The sequence below is a fragment of the Pseudoalteromonas rubra genome (assembly GCF_000238295.3).
GTDB classification, from domain to species: Bacteria; Pseudomonadota; Gammaproteobacteria; order Enterobacterales; family Alteromonadaceae; genus Pseudoalteromonas; species Pseudoalteromonas rubra.
Genome location: NZ_AHCD03000032.1, coordinates 200874 through 218112, shown reverse-complemented (window position 1 = coordinate 218112; position 17239 = coordinate 200874). Strand labels below are relative to the sequence as shown.

Below are 17239 nucleotides of genomic sequence, written 5' to 3'. Positions count from 1 at the left end.
GTAGACAGAGCGGTGTTGTCTATTCATCCATGAAGCTGGTATCTAGCAGTCTTTGGATACACTTCTTTGTGGAGGGCTCTTTTGCGCTGTGAATAGGTCTGCGTTCTCTAAAATAGCTCATTTCACCTTGCGCAAAGGCCGCGCTAAAGCACGACTTTGCACGATAGCTGCGAAGCGTTGCTTCGGTTTCTCGTCACCCTGACAATCATATCTAGGTTCATCATGCTAGAAAGTGTGCGCTCACTGGAAGGTACAATGAACTAAGTATTCACCCTGATGCATTTTTTGTTTTAGTCCGCCAGTGAGTTGCTGTGCGACTAACTCCGGGCTGCCTGCAACCGAGTGGAGCGTACAGCCATGTGACTTTAAATAGGCTGGCATTTGGCTGCTGTCTATGTCCCATACTATTGGCTCTCCCAGCTTGTCCAAATGGTGATACAGTAATTTAGGTATCGTGTTTTTGGGGCTTTCCTGGGGTTCCAGAGTGGAAAAAATAAATTGAGTGTCCTTGCCAGATAATATCCGGATCGAATCAAAAAGCAGATTGACGTCCTGTTCGCTTAAATACATTAAAACACCCTCGCAGATAAACAGCGTTAAACGTTCTCGGTTGAATGCGCTAAATTCGGCGAGTGCAGTATTTAACTTTTGTTGAGCAAAGTCCACAGCCAAAAAATGGATACTCTGACTCTGAGCAATTCCCTTTTCGAATGCCTCGACCTTGAGAGCTTGGGTGGAAGGGTGATCAATTTCAATAAAGTTAACCTCAGGGTGGACTTGTTGAAGACGCCAACATAGCGAGTCAAACCCTGCGCCTAGCACCACAACTTGGGTGATTCCATCTGAGATAGCATTTAGCGTAAGTTGCTCAATATGCCGCTTACGCAGCACATAATGCAGAGAAATACCCGGCAGCAACAGGCGCTCCTTTAATTTAGAAAATTTGCAGAACCACCAATTATCGAGCTGTTTAAGCCTATGGCGGCCATGCAGGCTGCCCTGCATTATCTGGCGTGATACTGAAATCACGTTCTCGTCGACTAAGTTTCCGTGTGGAGAGTTTTTGGCGGCAAATAACAGGCCCTGAGCGACGGTAAAAGCGGTAGAGCTGGCTTCATTGTCTTTCATTATCTGGCCTCACGATAAAAAACAATGCTGTTTTCTGTTAGGCCGATACAGCCTGCCTGAGCCTGGCGTTCCAAAAATGCCTGGCTTTCATCACGCTTAATCCCCGAGATAACAGAAAACGCATGTCCACCCATTCTGACAACACGTTGATGCGGCTTTCGCAGCATAGGTTGTGCGGTTTTTGCCAGTTGCTCCAGAAAAAACGCTAACCTTTCTTCGCGTGAGGCATGTGCGTAAATGAGTGCTCTTCGGCCGACATCTCGAAGTTTTTGTTCCATCACTTGAAGGACCACTTTCATATAGCTCTGATCTTGATTGACCTGGTGCCAGAAGTCTTTTTTCTTTAGTACCAACAGATCTGTGTTTACGATGGCTGTAGCGTTGACTGTGCGTGCCTGTTCATCAAACAGACATGATTCACCGAATAACTCTCCGGCCGTTAGGGTCGCAAGGTCAAAGTCCTGTTGTTCGGTCGTGGTGTCCATGGTGATGCTGATGGCGCCACTGCTGATGAGGTAAGCTTCATTCGCATTTTCATCTGCTGTGTTAAAAATCTCTGTGCCAGCGCTGACCAGCAAATACTCGTAGCATTGTGAGAATAACTCGGTCAGTTTTGAGTGTGTTCTTGGGCCACCAAATGCCCATTGAGTGATCTGCTGCATGGTGCAGTGCATAGGCACCATAGAAACGGAAATATGTTCATGACGGACTTGTGCGCCCAGGGCTTTCAGGCCCATGCGTTTGTATAGGGCCAGCGTTTCTATGTTCGCGGTCGTGATTATATCAGTGACGCCTCTTACTTCGCCGATATCACAGCTCAGTTTAAAAAGCGCCCGAAATAAATCGCGACGATTTCGCCATCTGGCATCAATCGCAAACATGCCCGAGTTCGCCAGCAAAGGGAGGGGTAAGTCCTGTGATTGGGCTTGTTCAATAAGTTGCATGCGGTATTGGTTGAAGTCGTACATCTGATCCGCTGGCAGTCTTAGCGCACCATCGATAACCACACGTATAGTGCCAACCGGTGTTTCGCCATCATAGGCGATAATATTATAGCTATCAGGCATACCATCAAACATATCCATAATAATGTGTTGCGGATTTGCCTGCATATAGGCGTATTCTTTCACGTAAACCCGATACCTAAGTTGGTATACATGATTAAGCTCAACCGGCGTAGTAGCAACTTTGACTCTGATAGACATTGAACAGGACTTTATATTGTTTATTGCAAAACTGTATTGTAACCTTTATTTATTAAAATTATAAAACGATTAATGAAATAGTCGTGGGGAGGCGGGAGTTTAGTGATCTGTTCACAACGACCGGCGGGTATATTAGTCTTGTGGACACCGCTGAGAAGTGCGCATTTTCATTATGCACTTTAATATTCAGCAATATTTGACAAAGGAGAGTGAAAATTTTATTTGAAGAATGTGGCTGCGGAATAAACAGCATAATGCTCGCTGAGGGGCGATGGGCCACGCCCCATAGAAAGCAAGCTAGCAGAGATATTCCGAATTAATCACATTGCTCTGATATACCAAGTTTTCATCTAATATTAGCTCGGCTTCTTGTTCCGACGCCGCGAGTTCCCCCCGGCTTAATACGTGTAGTTTTAAAAGGTCATAAACAGATACCTGGTGGAAGTTTAAAGACGCTTTGAGCAGCGTTTCAATATTGGTGCGATTGTTGTGGACATTATTACAAGACTCAAGCTGGTTAGAAGAGCCGGCCAGATCAAGCCAGATAACCTCTCGTTCTTTAATATCGAATACCGCAACCATGCATGAATGACTTGTCGCACTAATGGAGATTCTTTGTTCTACTGTCGTTGCATCAAATATTTCACCGGCCTGGCCTTGCTGCTCTCGAAACATCCACCCTGCATTGGCTTGTTGTTCGGGTAATGGGCCACCTGAGTAAACCCTAACATCCAGCGAGATATAACGAATGCTGATGTCTGTGATAGAGTCGAGCTCTATATCAATAAATTCGCACGCGCCATGCGGCTCTGGTGCATGGGTTATGTCGCCACTGTGGACAGCCCTGTAGTTGTTACAAGACTCGTCGCTACGAAGCGCGTAATAGGCAATTTCTGAGTGAAAAGTCAAGGAGTCGGTTAAGAAACACGCTGATAAGTCGATGTCGTCTCCGATCCAATGGACAAAAAATCGCAGCACATTTTTGTCGCCCATCGGTAACCTGGTTCCGCGTTGAACAACCTTCAACCCTTCAGCAGCGGTTCGCATTTGCAGCGGCACCGGCGCTTTTGCTAATGCCGGAGCTATCCAGACTTTACCGAGGCCGGGCAATCGCGAAAAGCGCGCCATAAGTGCATTTGTTATCATCTCAACTAATCTTTGCAGTATCGACGCGGCAATCCGTGGTAAGTCACCGTTAAGCACCATTGCTTTGGCTATTTGGCCTTTTGGTATCGCGACCCGAGTCATTGTTACAGTGTTCTGATCAGCGCCGCTTGTTGCGCTCTCGCAGGCGCTACGATGGTTAAAGTGCCCCAACATTTGTACCAGAACCCGAGTATCGACATCTGAAATTACGCCTGAAAATCTGTCCAGTATGACTTTCGCTTCATCTTCAGAGAACACACGAAGTAGGTGGTCGACCCGCCTTGCAAACTCTCCGGGTTTTTTAGCAAGCAGGTCTAAAAGAGGCGTCAGCGACCGATCTGCCAGTGCTTGTTCAATAATGCCATTGTATCCCTGAAGCTTGCCATTTCTGAGTTTGGCTGCGATTTCTCTGCTAACAGGTGCCTCTTCGAATGTTCCAATGTGTAAACAATGAAACAATCGTTTCCATTTTCCCTTTTGGCGAATAATGTCATCTATGTTGATAACTGGCTCTAGCTTTTCGACAAGCCAACGGCGATCTGCTTTGCTCAACTTGAACTTCGTATTTGAGGCCAGTGATATATCTCCTTGAGACAAGTGCGTTGCAACGCGCAGGATATCTGTTGCAGTGGCAAGAGGAAGCTCTGAAATTGACGGCATATTGGCCAGTCTGCCTTCAGCGATTAGCTGGCAGCGCGTCTCCTTAAATGGAATGTCATCTGGTATATGTTTTTCCAGTATTTGTTCGTCAAAGTGGCTGACAAAGTGACGAATAATTTCCCGGTCAAACTCGGGAAGTGACGCGTTGCTGGAAAGTATTTCACTGAAAATGCGAATATACTCGTTACTCGAAATCAGTCCAATGGGCTTTAACTTGACAGCCTCTGACAATGGCAATCTGAGTTCTTTGGTGTAATCTGGTTGCCAGGCTCCCTGGCTAAAATAGTGCCCTATGGCATTAAAGAATAGTTCGACCTGGTGTGCATCATAAACTTGCTTTGGGAAATTGGGATATAGTGGCTCCCATACCTTATCTGCCCCCACTAAAGTCTGAAGAGTCTGAAATATCGATGCGCTTTGCTGGGGATTACAGACAAGAGCATTGAGTGCCTCGTCCTCAAAAATAAACCCCAGTTCGATGGCTTCAAGCTGAAGTTGCATTTTGCTTTCTTCCCGGCTCGACGCCAAAGCAGGCAATACAACTGAGAGCTTCTTGCGTATGGCTATTTCCTGGGCAGGAAAGGGGAGATACGGGTTTGAATCTGGATTATCTTTTGAGGCATCTTCCTCAGATACGTGCTTGCGCAGAATCTTTGCCCAGAAATCATCTTCCAACATTTGTGACATTAAACTCTCTTCATAACTTTATTTTGTGTTAGACTAGAATCGAGGCTATGGTGTACCTTCCTTCTAATACATTATGATATCTAGGTACACCGCTTTCCTCAACTTTCAACGTCTCGCGTTTCCCCTTTACATTGCTACACTATCTTCAAGAAACTTGTGTTCATTGCTGTTGGTCAACTGAATTTAAACGCTTAATGATAGCCTCCAAGGGCCTGCATTTTTTGCTTGAATGGTTTATAAAGGGTTGGGTAGTATCGACATCTGAAATTACGCCTGAAAATCTGTCCAGTATGACTTTCGCTTCATCTTCAGAGAACACACGAAGTAGGTGGTCGACCCGCCTTGCAAACTCTCCGGGTTTTTTAGCAAGCAGGTCTAAAAGAGGCGTCAGCGACCGATCTGCCAGTGCTTGTTCAATAATGCCATTGTATCCCTGAAGCTTGCCATTTCTGAGTTTGGCTGCGATTTCTCTGCTAACAGGTGCCTCTTCGAATGTTCCAATGTGTAAACAATGAAACAATCGTTTCCATTTTCCCTTTTGGCGAATAATGTCATCTATGTTGATAACTGGCTCTAGCTTTTCGACAAGCCAACGGCGATCTGCTTTGCTCAACTTGAACTTCGTATTTGAGGCCAGTGATATATCTCCTTGAGACAAGTGCGTTGCAACGCGCAGGATATCTGTTGCAGTGGCAAGAGGAAGCTCTGAAATTGACGGCATATTGGCCAGTCTGCCTTCAGCGATTAGCTGGCAGCGCGTCTCCTTAAATGGAATGTCATCTGGTATATGTTTTTCCAGTATTTGTTCGTCAAAGTGGCTGACAAAGTGACGAATAATTTCCCGGTCAAACTCGGGAAGTGACGCGTTGCTGGAAAGTATTTCACTGAAAATGCGAATATACTCGTTACTCGAAATCAGTCCAATGGGCTTTAACTTGACAGCCTCTGACAATGGCAATCTGAGTTCTTTGGTGTAATCTGGTTGCCAGGCTCCCTGGCTAAAATAGTGCCCTATGGCATTAAAGAATAGTTCGACCTGGTGTGCATCATAAACTTGCTTTGGGAAATTGGGATATAGTGGCTCCCATACCTTATCTGCCCCCACTAAAGTCTGAAGAGTCTGAAATATCGATGCGCTTTGCTGGGGATTACAGACAAGAGCATTGAGTGCCTCGTCCTCAAAAATAAACCCCAGTTCGATGGCTTCAAGCTGAAGTTGCATTTTGCTTTCTTCCCGGCTCGACGCCAAAGCAGGCAATACAACTGAGAGCTTCTTGCGTATGGCTATTTCCTGGGCAGGAAAGGGGAGATACGGGTTTGAATCTGGATTATCTTTTGAGGCATCTTCCTCAGATACGTGCTTGCGCAGAATCTTTGCCCAGAAATCATCTTCCAACATTTGTGACATTAAACTCTCTTCATAACTTTATTTTGTGTTAGACTAGAATCGAGGCTATGGTGTACCTTCCTTCTAATACATTATGATATCTAGGTACACCGCTTTCCTCAACTTTCAACGTCTCGCGTTTCCCCTTTACATTGCTACACTATCTTCAAGAAACTTGTGTTCATTGCTGTTGGTCAACTGAATTTAAACGCTTAATGATAGCCTCCAAGGGCCTGCATTTTTTGCTTGAATGGTTTATAAAGGGTTGGGTTTATACCAATTTCACTTAATACCTGGTCTATTTGAAGGAGCAAATAGGACGCTAACAGCGTTAAAAATTTCTCATTTAGAACAACTAAATAGCAAAATTTTTGCCTTGTTATCGACCCTTTTTTCTCGCCTCAAAATAGATCACTTAATTAAGCAAATTGGTATTAGATAGGTAAACCCCGTTACTGGTTGGTGTACTCTAGGTCAAATAACTCCCGGCTCGGTGGCCGGGAAGATGGTATTACTGACTATTTGGTTTTGGGTACCACTTTAAAGATCCCGCTGCCGTCTATACCCAGGTAGAGATCACCGTTCGGATGCGTGGCGATGCTGCGAACGCGCCCGGCACCTTCGAAGAGTTTACTATGACCAACCACCTTGTTGCCATCGAGCTCAACTAATACCAGGTGAGCAAACTTCATCGCGCCAACAACCAGGTGACCTTGCCAGTGTGGATATTTATCACTGGTAACGAACGCCATTCCTGAGGGGGCGATTGAAGGTACCCAAACCCAGTCCGGTTGTTGCATACCGGTACGGGAGGTCTCATCGGTGATCTTGGTGCCGTTGTAGTTGATCCCATAAGTAATGACGGGCCAGCCGTAGTTGCGTCCTGGCTTGATTATGTTAATTTCATCGCCGCCGCGCGGGCCATGTTCATGTGTCCAGATCTCGCCGGTTTCAGGGTGCATAGCCATACCCTGTGGGTTTCTGTGGCCATACGAGTAGACACTTTTCCGTGCATCTTTGTGTTTTGCAAACGGGTTAGATTTCGGGATGCTGCCATCAGCATTGATACGGTGTATTTTGCCAGCATCGTGATCTAAACGTTGGGGGTGTACATCCCGATTGCCCCGGTCACCGATTGAAAAATACAGATAGCCGTCTTTATCGAATTCAATACGAGAACCAAAATGGAACGCACGTTCGGTATTTGGGTAGCCATCAAATATTAATTGCTTATCGATCAGCTTCATGTCTTTCAGTCGGGCACGCATGATAGAAGTGTTACTGCCTTTTTCTTTGCCTTCAAAGCCCGAATAAGAAAAGTAGATCCAGCCATTTTTATCGAAGTTAGGATCGATCTCGATATCCAGCAGGCCACCCTGGCGCTCTGCATGTACCTCAGGTACGCCTTCAATTGGCTTGTCGATTAGTTTCCCTTCTTTGATCAGGCGGAGCTGACCCGACCTGTCCGTGACCAGCAATTCCTTGTCATTTAGCCAAACCATTCCCCAGGGGATCTGAATGCCTCTGGCTACCAGCTCCAGCTGATAGTTGTCCGCGCTCTTTGCCAGTTCGATGGTCTGCGGCTCCACAGCCTGAACGCTTTGAGCAGAGATAAATAATAAGCTTAACGCAATTTTGTTTAGTGTTTTCTTCATGCTTGTTCAACTTAAGTCCACAGAAAGATACTCACAGGTTAGCGTGTTTTGGTAAAAAATGTCGGCAGGTGCGGTAAGTGACAGGTATCCTTTTGGGGTTGCGTGTGGACGAATTTTTGCTCACTTAAGTCAGTTGAGTAGAAATGCCGCCAGAATGGCTCATGACTCTATCATTCCTAACCTTTCTTTAACTTTGTCGGTGTTAGCTACAACTGGGTTGTCTTTAACTTTATGATAGTTATTGTAATTTGTTTTATCTCGGTAACTTTGTTTGGGTTTGGATAAAAACAGCCTGACTGCATTTTCACTACAAGTTTTACAAACACAAACGCTAATTCCGAAGTCTTTAACATGCCTTACATTGTTGCGAATTTCTTTAATTTGAACGTGTCAGCGTTGTCATATAGGCTTGCGCGAATTTTTTAGCTTTCCCCGGAATGTGTACCTATGTCATTTAGTTTTCGACATACAGCTTTGCTTTCGAGCGCCTTACTGATGGGCGCTTCACCTGTTTTCGCCAATACCACTGAACTGGATACACTCAAGCGTGAACTGGCCAGCCTGGAACAAAAAGTGGCTCAGCTTGAGGCACACTCTGACAGTGCCGATATACACACAGAAGAACCTGAAAAAGGTGTTCAGGTCGGCGGAGCAATCCGTTTTAACTATGGTATGAACTCTTACGATCAAGACAGTGAACGTCGCAGTGGTGACATAGATTTTGATTTGGTTCGTATCAATTTATCCGGAGAAGTTGCTGAGGTTGGGATCAATGCAGAAGTGCGCTTTCATGACTATATGCGCGTTGTTAAGTTCGCTTACCTGGACTATGACATCACGCCACAGTGGCAGGCTCAGTTGGGTTTAGCGCCGGTCCCGTTTGGCAATACACCGGTTGCGTCACACAGCTATTTTATGACGCCAAATTACTTTGTGGGTCTGGAAGAGGACTATGACTTAGGTCTGGTGTTTAAACGCGCTATGCAGGACAACTGGCAGCTTGATTTGGCGTTTTTTAAAAATGATGACCATGGAGGGATTGACGGGTCGGCGCAAGATCGTCAGGACCGCTACTCTGTAGATCTCGTTGGTCTGCGCGGTGTAGGTGAAGGGGTCTATGATGCGCCCGGTCAAAAACTAGCTGAGTACAATACGCTGGCAGGACGCTATGCATATCAGTTTGAGCATGCGCTCGGGCAAACCCAGATTGGCGTGTCTGCGCTGCATGGTGGTCTGGATAATGGTATTTCCCGCGCTGGCGACTATCAGGCCTGGGCAGTACATGCGTCCAACCGGTATGAGCAATGGTATTTCCACATTCAACACACTGAGTATGATTATCAGGTTGATGCGTCAACGCAACTGGTTGTGGCGGCAAATGCCATGTATGACACCATAGCGGCAAAAGCTTCCTCAACCACTTTGGGCGTGTCGTACGATTTATCGGTGGCATTGGGACCCATCGAAGATCTGACTCTGTATAATGATTTTGGTTTGATGCACGATAAGTCCGATGACAGTGCTAACACCTGGATGAATATTACCGGTGTATCTGTCGCTGCGGGTCCAATATTGGCCTATATCGATCTGGTACATGCTCAAAATCAGCCCTTTATTGGTGGCACGCTTGTCGGTGATAGTGATGACTTTGAACGCCGTTTTAACATCAACGTAGGCTATTACTTCTAATCCCGGGCATCACGCAACCTCTGAGCTGAATGCTCAGAGGTTGCGTTGAGCAGCGTGAATTACAGCTTGCAGTAATCCCCAGAACAAGCCAGTTTTGAGCACTGCTGCGAGCAGTCGACCATCGATGTAATTACACATAATATGCCTGCAGAAATAGATGCAGCTTCCTGACCGCCTGCAACCTGAGGTGTTGCGTCCTTTGCCAATCCAGCGTGCTTATCCGATAAACGTTTTAATTGGGTCTTTTTAACCTTTAATTTCATGATTATTCCTTGTTGATATGGGTATTTAATAGTCTCGGACAGCGTCTTTTTTTGGGTTGATTAGGTGCGCCGCCCACTGTATTTAATCGCATACAAATTAATTGGTCAAACATTTTTACTAAATAAAAATATATCTAATAAATACAGTGGGGTAGTGTGTTTTTGAGTCAGTAATTCAAGGAAGGCTGGTCGACTTACTAAGTGATTGGGAAAATCATTTCCCATCGTATATTGTTCTTATTGTGTAATAGAACAATGCATTTGAAGTAAACCTGTGTTGAGTGCAGAAGCGTGTATCGATTGAAGTGGGTTGGTTTATCGCGGCGCCGTTTGGTGCACGGCGCCTGAGGTTGGTTAGTTGTCTAACCCAAATGGATCGTCGATTGACTGTGCAGGTTGGGTAAACCATTTTGGTCCGTTTGAGGTCATGTAAAAATGATCTTCCAGTCGGATGCCAAATTCACCCGGAAGAACCAGCATAGGTTCATTAGAAAAGCACATACCGGCCGCCAGCGGCTGCGGATTGTCTTTTACCAGATACGGCCACTCATGAATGTCCAGTCCAATACCGTGTCCGGTGCGGTGTGGACAGCCAGGTAACTGATAGTCAGGCCCCAGGCCTTGTTCAGCCAGATAGCTGCGGGCAGCGAAATCGACATCGCCACACGGAGTGCCAATTTGCGCGGCCTCGAATGCGGCGAGCTGGGCATTTTTTTCGTGTTGCCACATGGCGCGTTGATGCGCTGTTGGTTCACCGAATACATAGGTCCGGGTAATATCACTCAGATAGCCATGGAGCTTACAGCCGGTATCTATTAAAACTACATCACCTTGTTTTAGTATTTGTGGATCTTTCACACCATGAGGAAAAGAGGTAGCTGTGCCAAACAGCACAATACAAAAATAGTTACCAGTTGCACCTACTTTACGGTGCGCTTCGTTAATAAAGGCTTCTACTTCTGTTGTAGTGATCCCTTCATGGAGTATCGACGCGGCCGCTTTGTGCACGGCCAGCGTCATGTCCATGGCCCGCTGGATCAGAGCCAGTTCATTAGCGGATTTATGCATACGACAATGCGCCGTGACACATTTAGCATTGATCAGGTTAAGTGCAGGCCCTGCCTGGCGTATACCATCGGCGATAAAAAAGGCCGCGCTTTCATCAATACCTAGCGTGGCTTCGGGTGCGATGTTTAAGTCGTTCAGTACTTTGACAAGCAAACTGTAAGGCGACTGCTCCTCCTGCCAGGTATGCATGGGACCTTCAATGACCTGATAGTCTTTGATTGAGCCAACTTCGAAAAAGGGCACAATGAACTGGACGTCGCCTTGCGCTGGTAAAACAGCCCCGACCATACGCTCGCTTGGGTACCACTGTAAGCCAGTAAAGTACTTCAGGTTGGTGCCCGCATTAAGATAGACTGCGGCAATCTGATGCTCGCGCATATAGGCTTGCGCTGTTGCAATACGCTGCTGATATTCTTCTGGTTTAATTGCAACGACGTCCCGGGTCATGTCTGTCAGTGCAGCCAGTGCCGCTTCACGATTTTGGTAACCTATGCCTTTCATAGTGATTCCTGTTTGTTATTCGTTATTGAAAACGCGCAATACTGTACGGGCCAATATCCAGCGTTGTGGGTTGGTTTGCAATGCATTGTGCGATGAGCTCACTGGTGATTGCGGCCTGAGTAAGCCCCAGGTGCTGATGTCCCAGTGCAAAAAAGATGTTTGGGTGATCCGGCGCCTGTCCTATAACAGGTAAGGAATCAGGGAGTGAGGGTCTGGGACCCATCCAATGTTCGCCTTGCACTAACGTGTCGCTGCCTTCAAGCAAAGCCCGGGCATGCGTCAGTAACATATCTGCTCGCTCATAGTTGGGTTGGGTGTCCAGTCCGGCAAACTCCACCGTGCCTGCGAGGCGCAGACCCCCTTGCATGGGGGTCATAATAAATTGTCTGTCTGCCGAGGCAACCGGGCGGCTGAGATTGCTGGCGATGGGTAGCATATTGTGATAGCCGCGTTCTGCTTCGATAGGGAGCTTGTAGCCCAACTGTGTACATAGCGTTTTACTCCATGCCCCGGTTGCCACTACAAGCCGTTCAAAGGTGTGGCAGCCATGTGATTGCGTGGTTACCTTTATCTTTGCAAGCTGAGGCTGTTTTGCATCCGTATTAAGTGGCGTTATCTTGTCAACTTTGGCTTTAACAAAGGTGCCACCTAATGCGGTAAACTGTCGGAACAGGGTCTGGCTCAGCTGGTAAGGGTCCGGTGTGTGGCCGACTTGAGTAAAAAAGAGTGCGTACTGAACACGCTGATCCAGGCCGGGTTCAAGGGCAAAAAGTTGAGTGCGGTTCAATAGCTCAACGGCAACGCCTTGTTGCTGATATTTCTGCTGTAGAGCACGGATCTGCTCAATCTTATTATGCTCAAAGGTCAGCAAGCTGCCACGCATGCTGATGTTGTTTTCGAAGTCTTCTTGCAGGAGCTGCTTAAATGCTGGCAGGGCGGCTTCATTCAGTGCGCGCAGTGCCCGGGTGTGGCGTTTAAACCGGCCCGGTAACATATTGAGGCAAAAGCGGCTAAACCAGGGAAATGCTTTAATCAGGTATTTATGATCTATTCGTAATGGACTGAGCTTGTTCAACAGCATTATGGGTAAACGGGGCAGCAGAGCTTTGTCTGCCAGCGGAAATACTTGCTCTGTTGCGAAATGGCCAGCATTACCCCGCGAGCACTGCTCGCCAACACCCGCTGGATCGTAAAGTGTGACCTTGTGCCCCTGACGGGCAAGTTGCAAGGCATTACACAGGCCAACGACTCCGGCTCCCACAACTGCAATTTGAAGTGAATGTGTCATTTTTATTCTCGTTTGTCAGATTGCATTTTTCCTACCAGAAGTCCCCGCGAAGCACGTGAAAAAACTAACCTCATAATTTTCATTGGTTTACTAATTTTACAGCCCCGATTTTTGACATTCTGATCATTTTCTTAAATTTGGATATTGATTATTGTATACAATATACCTATGATGGCAAGCACAAACTAAGTAGAGGACTTATCATGAAAGTAGATTGGCAGGGTGTTTATCCCGCAGTAACGACCCAGTTTAATGACGATGAAAGCATTAACTTTGAAACCACCAAAACCATGATCAACACCCTGATTGAAGAGGGCGTGCATGGCATCATCGTGCTGGGAACAGTCGGTGAAAATTGCTCACTACGTGCAGAAGAAAAACGTGATGTATTGCGTGCAGCGAAGGAAGTCGTTGCCGGACGAGTACCGGTTATTTCTGGGGTGGCTGAAACCACCACTGCACTGGCCGTTGAGTTTGTGCGTGACGCAGAGGAAATCGGGGTTGATGGTTATATGGTACTGCCTGGTATGGTCTACCGTTCAACAGAGCGCGAAGCCATTCATCACTATCAGCAGGTAGCTCGTAACACAAACCTGCCTGTCATGATTTATAACAATCCGGTGACCTATGGCGTAGATGTGTCTATCGAAGGCATGAAAGTGCTGGCAGAGGAAGCCAACATTGTTTCAGTGAAGGAAGCGACTGAAGATACGCGCCGGATCAGTGAACTATTTTCAGCCTTTGGTGACCGTTACGTGGTGTTCGGTGGCGTGGATGACATCGCGCTTGAAAGCTTAATGCTGGGTGCAACAGGCTGGATCTCAGGTCTGACAAATGTATTCCCACGCGAATCTGTCGCTATTTACAAGCTGGCTCAGCAAGGTCGTTACGAAGAAGCTCGCGAGTTGTGGCGTTGGTTCCTGCCTTTGTTACGTCTGGATACTATCCCGACTCTGGTCCAGTGCATCAAGTATGCTGAACAACTGGCTGGTCGAGGCAGCGAAGTAACACGTTCACCACGCTTGCCACTGACCGAGGAAGAGAAAACTTACGTGCGCCGTTTGTATGATGAAGCGCTCACAAACCGGATTGATTTAAGTCAGTTTAATCTGGATTAAGCCTATGAATAAGGGAACATTCTTTTGCATTGACGGGCATACCTGTGGCAACCCGGTACGACTGGTCACCAGTGGGCATCCGCAGCTTGAAGGCGCAACTATGAGCGACAAGCGCCAGCACTTTCTGGCTGAGTTTGACTGGGTGCGCCGTGCGCTGATGTTTGAGCCGCGTGGTCACGACATGATGTCAGGGTCATTCCTGTATCCACCTACTACAGAAGATGGTGACGTGGCTATTTTGTTCATTGAAACGTCTGGCTGCCTGCCCATGTGTGGGCACGGCACCATAGGCACAGTGACTTTTGCGCTACAGCAAGGCCTGGTGACACCAAAAGAGCAGGGGCGGCTGCGGCTCGATACGCCTGCGGGTCGTGTTGATGCTTATTATTCAATGCGCGATGGCCAGGTGGAGTGGGTCAAGCTGTTTAATGTTCCCGCATTTTTGGCACATCGGAATGAGGTGATCTCAGTCCCCGGTATTGGGGAGCTGCAGGTCGATATTGCCTATGGGGGTAACTTTTACATAATCGTTGAACCCCAGGGGAATTTTAAAGGCACACATGCGACGAGCGCAGCCGAGTTACTGGCAATGAGCCCTAAAGTGCGCGATGCCGTGAATGCACAGATTGCTTGTGTACACCCTTTAGACCCGACTGTATGTGGTGCCTCTCACGTGCTGTGGACCGGCGACCCAAAACAAGCCGACTCCAGCGCCGCCAATGCGGTGTTCTATGGTGACAAAGCAATAGACCGCTCCCCCTGTGGAACGGGGACCAGCGCGCGGATGGCGCAGTTGTTTGCTAAAGGCGAATTGCAAAGTGGCCAGGACTTTGTCCATGAAAGCTATATCGGCAGCCAATTCATCGGTCGAATTGAGGGCACGACAGAAATTGCGGGTCACAGTGCCATCTTACCCAGCATACAGGGCTGGGCCCGTATCACAGGCCATAACTGTATCACTGTGGATGACGACGACCCGTACGCGTTTGGGTTTCAGGTGCTTTAACTAAGGTGAGGCGACTAGGTTGCCTCATCATCCTATTTGTCTTAAGGAGACAGCCATGACTTTGACAGGACAGAGTTTTATTGCCGGGCAATGGCGCGGTAACGTAGACAATGGGCAATTTTTTGCGTTTTGCCCGCAAACCAATGAGAGACATCATCAGCCATTTTTTAATGCTGATTCTGACGACCTGGATGCCGGTATTTTGGCCGCGCAACGTGCATTTAAGACTTACCGGCGCGTGCCTTATTCGCAGCGTGCGGCTTTTTTACGCAAAATAGGGGAAGAAATCCTGGCGCTGGGTGATGACCTGATTGAAACCACCATGCTGGAAACCGGCCTGCCAAGAGCGCGTTTGGAAGGTGAGCGAATGCGTACGGTAAATCAGTTGAATGCTTTCGCAGCTGTGCTGGAAGCGGATCTTGCGCCATTAGCACTGACACGTCAGGATGCCGCGGATCCGGATCGTGCACCTGTGCCTAAGCCAGCGACCGAACTACGCTACTTGCCTGTTGGTGTGGTGGCCGTATTTGGTGCATCTAACTTCCCTTATGCTTTTTCTACCTTAGGTGGTGATACCGCAGCTGCGCTGGCTGCAGGCTGTCCTGTTATTGTGAAAAGCCACACTGCGCACCCAGGTACCAGTGAGTTGATGACACGGGCTATCGAGCAGGCGATCCGTGACTGTCAGATGCCAGATGGGGTGTTTTCGATGATCCAGGGCACGGATTATGCGTTGTCTCACCAGCTGGTGGGGGCTGCGGACGTGAAAGCGGTGGGGTTCACGGGGTCTTTGAATGTGGCAAAAGCATTGCTTGAAACCATTCACCAGCGCGAAGAAGTGATCCCGTTGTACGGTGAACTGGGCAGTGTAAACCCGCAGATCATCCTGCCAGACTATGCTGACGAGCAGGGCTGTGTGCTTGCAAAGTCTCTGGCGCAGTCGCTGTTGATGGGCAACGGTCAGTTTTGCACCAGCCCGGGCCTTTGGCTGATACCCCATGGGCAGACTGAATTTGAGTCAAGCGCGATGGGTGCAATCAAAGCTGCGCCCTCAGATACTTTGCTGACGCCGCGCATTCTGGACAGCTTTAACAAAGCCATGGTCGCGCTGAAGCACAATGCCCATGTTGATTTACTGGCAAGTGGTGAACAGAGCCAGGCGTTTCATGCCAATGCACATCTATTTGCCTGTGAGGCAGAGGATTTCATTCAGGATGCCAGTTTGCATGAAGAAGTCTTTGGCCCCAGTGCCCTGATTGTGCGCTATCGAGATGAAGCACAGTTGCTGCGCGTGGTGGAACAATTAGAAGGCCAGCTGACTGCCAGCGTGCACGCCACCAAAGCGGAGATGGCGGTTCAGGAAACACTACTGGATGAGTTGAGCTACAAAGTGGGCCGCCTCATCTTCGGCCAGATGCCAACCGGTGTGGAAGTGTGTTCTTCGATGAATCATGGCGGACCTTATCCATCGTCGACAGATGTGCGCTCGACGTCGGTCGGGACACAGGCCATGACGCGATTCTTACGCCCTTTATGTGTACAGAGTTAGGCAACCTCAGAAGGTAGAACTTCTGTAACCCCGTGGAGTGCGGTTGCACAGGCTTGTTCCTTGGCCTGTGTAACCGCCTATTTGATCATGATATGATTTCATATACTGTGAACCTTCTCTCTCACAGCGTGCAATTTATGGCAATGCACGTATAATGTATCCCAATGATAATAATTAACTAACCCTATGGCGATTGTACATAAAACTCGAACTCAACTGGTTGCGGAAGCGATCCGAGAAAAAATTCTGTGTGGCGAAATAAAAGCCGGTGAACCACTGCGTCAGGCTGCGCTGGCCGATGAATTGAACGTTAGCCGTATCCCGGTCAGAGAAGCGTTACTGCAACTCGAAGCCGAGGGCTTGGTGAATTTTGAAGCACACAAAGGGGCCACAGTCACTCGGTTGAGTGCCGAACAGATTGATGAGATCTTTGATTTACGCGCCATACTGGAAGCTGAGCTGCTGAGCCATTCGATTGATAATCTGACCAAACGCGACTTACTGGAAGCCGAAGCCATTTTGGCCGATCTCGAAGACGCCACCGATGCGGGTGATACCCAGCTGGCAACCGGTAAACTGAACGCCGAATTCCACAGTAAGTTGTACAGTCGTGCTGAGCGTCCCCAGACCCGAGAACTGGTCGACGTTTACAGTAAAAACTCAGAGCGTTACGTTCGTATGCATATATTGCTTGCCGGTGGCCTGAAAACGGCACCAGAAGAGCACCGCACTTTACTTAAGCTGTGTCACGAAAAGGACAAAGCCGGTGCCTGCGAATTTCTCAAAAAGCACATCACAGGCGCAAAAGACGACATTAAAGCTTTGCTCCTGCGTCTTGAGCAAGAAGCACAATAAGGCATATTTATTAATGCGTTATAACTAGCACGTT

13 protein-coding genes are annotated in these 17239 nt (G+C 47.8%); 5 read left to right on the top strand and 8 right to left on the bottom strand.

Translation table 11 applies throughout. From position 1 onward, the window contains the following. Nucleotides 1-240: 240 nt before the first annotated feature. From PRUB_RS09145 to PRUB_RS09125, 5 genes are all read right to left on the bottom strand, one after another. Entirely contained in the window at nt 241-1128 is an 888-nt protein-coding gene (locus PRUB_RS09145) for a class I SAM-dependent methyltransferase (protein ID WP_010385536.1), read from the bottom strand. Continuing rightward, nucleotides 1128-2333, bottom strand: coding sequence for an N-acyl amino acid synthase FeeM domain-containing protein (locus tag PRUB_RS09140; protein WP_081694379.1), 1206 nt, complete (start codon nt 2331-2333; stop codon nt 1128-1130). Before PRUB_RS09140 ends, PRUB_RS09145 begins: the two co-directional genes overlap by 1 nt. A gap of 297 nt (nt 2334-2630) precedes the next feature. Continuing rightward, entirely contained in the window at nt 2631-4826 is a 2196-nt protein-coding gene (locus tag PRUB_RS09135) for a TerD family protein (protein ID WP_010385533.1), read from the bottom strand. 160 nt (nt 4827-4986) lie between these two features. Next, entirely contained in the window at nt 4987-6234 is a 1248-nt protein-coding gene (locus PRUB_RS09130; RefSeq protein ID WP_242065229.1) for a hypothetical protein, read from the bottom strand. A gap of 497 nt (nt 6235-6731) precedes the next feature. Further along, on the bottom strand, nt 6732-7868 hold the full coding sequence (locus tag PRUB_RS09125; protein ID WP_010385532.1) for a PQQ-dependent sugar dehydrogenase: 1137 nt from the start codon (nt 7866-7868) through the stop codon (nt 6732-6734). A gap of 447 nt (nt 7869-8315) precedes the next feature. Between PRUB_RS09125 and PRUB_RS09120 the strand changes: the two genes are divergently transcribed. Next, complete coding sequence (locus PRUB_RS09120) at nt 8316-9557, top strand: hypothetical protein (RefSeq protein ID WP_010385531.1); 1242 nt, start codon at nt 8316-8318, stop codon at nt 9555-9557. 59 nt (nt 9558-9616) lie between these two features. Here the strand turns inward: PRUB_RS09120 and PRUB_RS09115 are convergent, their stop codons facing one another. The 3 genes from PRUB_RS09115 to PRUB_RS09105 all read right to left on the bottom strand — a co-directional run bounded on the left by PRUB_RS09115 (nt 9617) and on the right by PRUB_RS09105 (nt 12677). Further along, nucleotides 9617-9820 (bottom strand): hypothetical protein, encoded by a 204-nt coding sequence (locus PRUB_RS09115; RefSeq protein ID WP_010385530.1) that lies wholly within the window; start codon nt 9818-9820, stop codon nt 9617-9619. Between the two features lie 354 nt (nt 9821-10174). Beyond that, a complete protein-coding gene (locus PRUB_RS09110) occupies nt 10175-11389 on the bottom strand; it encodes a M24 family metallopeptidase (protein WP_010385529.1) in 1215 nt (404 codons plus the stop codon). 22 nt (nt 11390-11411) lie between these two features. Beyond that, nucleotides 11412-12677 (bottom strand): NAD(P)/FAD-dependent oxidoreductase, encoded by a 1266-nt coding sequence (locus PRUB_RS09105; protein WP_010385528.1) that lies wholly within the window; start codon nt 12675-12677, stop codon nt 11412-11414. 203 nt (nt 12678-12880) lie between these two features. On the opposite strand from PRUB_RS09105, the gene dapA reads away from it, so the two are divergent. The 4 genes from dapA (at nt 12881) to PRUB_RS09085 (ending at nt 17205) form a co-directional block, all read left to right on the top strand. Continuing rightward, nucleotides 12881-13795, top strand: coding sequence for a 4-hydroxy-tetrahydrodipicolinate synthase (gene dapA, locus PRUB_RS09100; protein ID WP_010385526.1), 915 nt, complete (start codon nt 12881-12883; stop codon nt 13793-13795). 4 nt (nt 13796-13799) lie between these two features. Next, the gene (locus PRUB_RS09095) at nt 13800-14801 is read left to right on the top strand and encodes a 4-hydroxyproline epimerase (RefSeq protein WP_010385525.1); all 1002 of its coding nucleotides are present in this window, start codon (nt 13800-13802) and stop codon (nt 14799-14801) included. 55 nt (nt 14802-14856) lie between these two features. After that, the gene (locus PRUB_RS09090; protein WP_010385524.1) at nt 14857-16350 is read left to right on the top strand and encodes an aldehyde dehydrogenase (NADP(+)); all 1494 of its coding nucleotides are present in this window, start codon (nt 14857-14859) and stop codon (nt 16348-16350) included. Nucleotides 16351-16536: 186 nt separating this feature from the next. Next, nucleotides 16537-17205: a GntR family transcriptional regulator gene (locus PRUB_RS09085; protein ID WP_010385523.1), complete on the top strand. Its 669-nt coding sequence runs from the start codon at nt 16537-16539 to the stop codon at nt 17203-17205. Nucleotides 17206-17239: the final 34 nt, after the last annotated feature.

Bases quoted from the DNA above. Each gene is read 5' to 3' on its own strand.
- PRUB_RS09090 (WP_010385524.1), top strand. From the start codon at position 14,857: ATGACTTTGACAGGACAGAGTTTTATTGCCGGGCAATGGCGCGGTAAC.
- PRUB_RS09135 (WP_010385533.1), bottom strand. From the start codon at position 4,826: ATGTCACAAATGTTGGAAGATGATTTCTGGGCAAAGATTCTGCGCAAG.
- PRUB_RS09120 (WP_010385531.1), top strand. From the start codon at position 8,316: ATGTCATTTAGTTTTCGACATACAGCTTTGCTTTCGAGCGCCTTACTG.
- PRUB_RS09085 (WP_010385523.1), top strand. From the start codon at position 16,537: ATGGCGATTGTACATAAAACTCGAACTCAACTGGTTGCGGAAGCGATC.
- dapA (WP_010385526.1), top strand. From the start codon at position 12,881: ATGAAAGTAGATTGGCAGGGTGTTTATCCCGCAGTAACGACCCAGTTT.
- PRUB_RS09125 (WP_010385532.1), bottom strand. From the start codon at position 7,868: ATGAAGAAAACACTAAACAAAATTGCGTTAAGCTTATTATTTATCTCT.
- PRUB_RS09130 (WP_242065229.1), bottom strand. From the start codon at position 6,234: ATGTCACAAATGTTGGAAGATGATTTCTGGGCAAAGATTCTGCGCAAG.
- PRUB_RS09110 (WP_010385529.1), bottom strand. From the start codon at position 11,389: ATGAAAGGCATAGGTTACCAAAATCGTGAAGCGGCACTGGCTGCACTG.
- PRUB_RS09095 (WP_010385525.1), top strand. From the start codon at position 13,800: ATGAATAAGGGAACATTCTTTTGCATTGACGGGCATACCTGTGGCAAC.
- PRUB_RS09105 (WP_010385528.1), bottom strand. From the start codon at position 12,677: ATGACACATTCACTTCAAATTGCAGTTGTGGGAGCCGGAGTCGTTGGC.
- PRUB_RS09115 (WP_010385530.1), bottom strand. From the start codon at position 9,820: ATGAAATTAAAGGTTAAAAAGACCCAATTAAAACGTTTATCGGATAAG.
- PRUB_RS09140 (WP_081694379.1), bottom strand. From the start codon at position 2,333: ATGTCTATCAGAGTCAAAGTTGCTACTACGCCGGTTGAGCTTAATCAT.
- PRUB_RS09145 (WP_010385536.1), bottom strand. From the start codon at position 1,128: ATGAAAGACAATGAAGCCAGCTCTACCGCTTTTACCGTCGCTCAGGGC.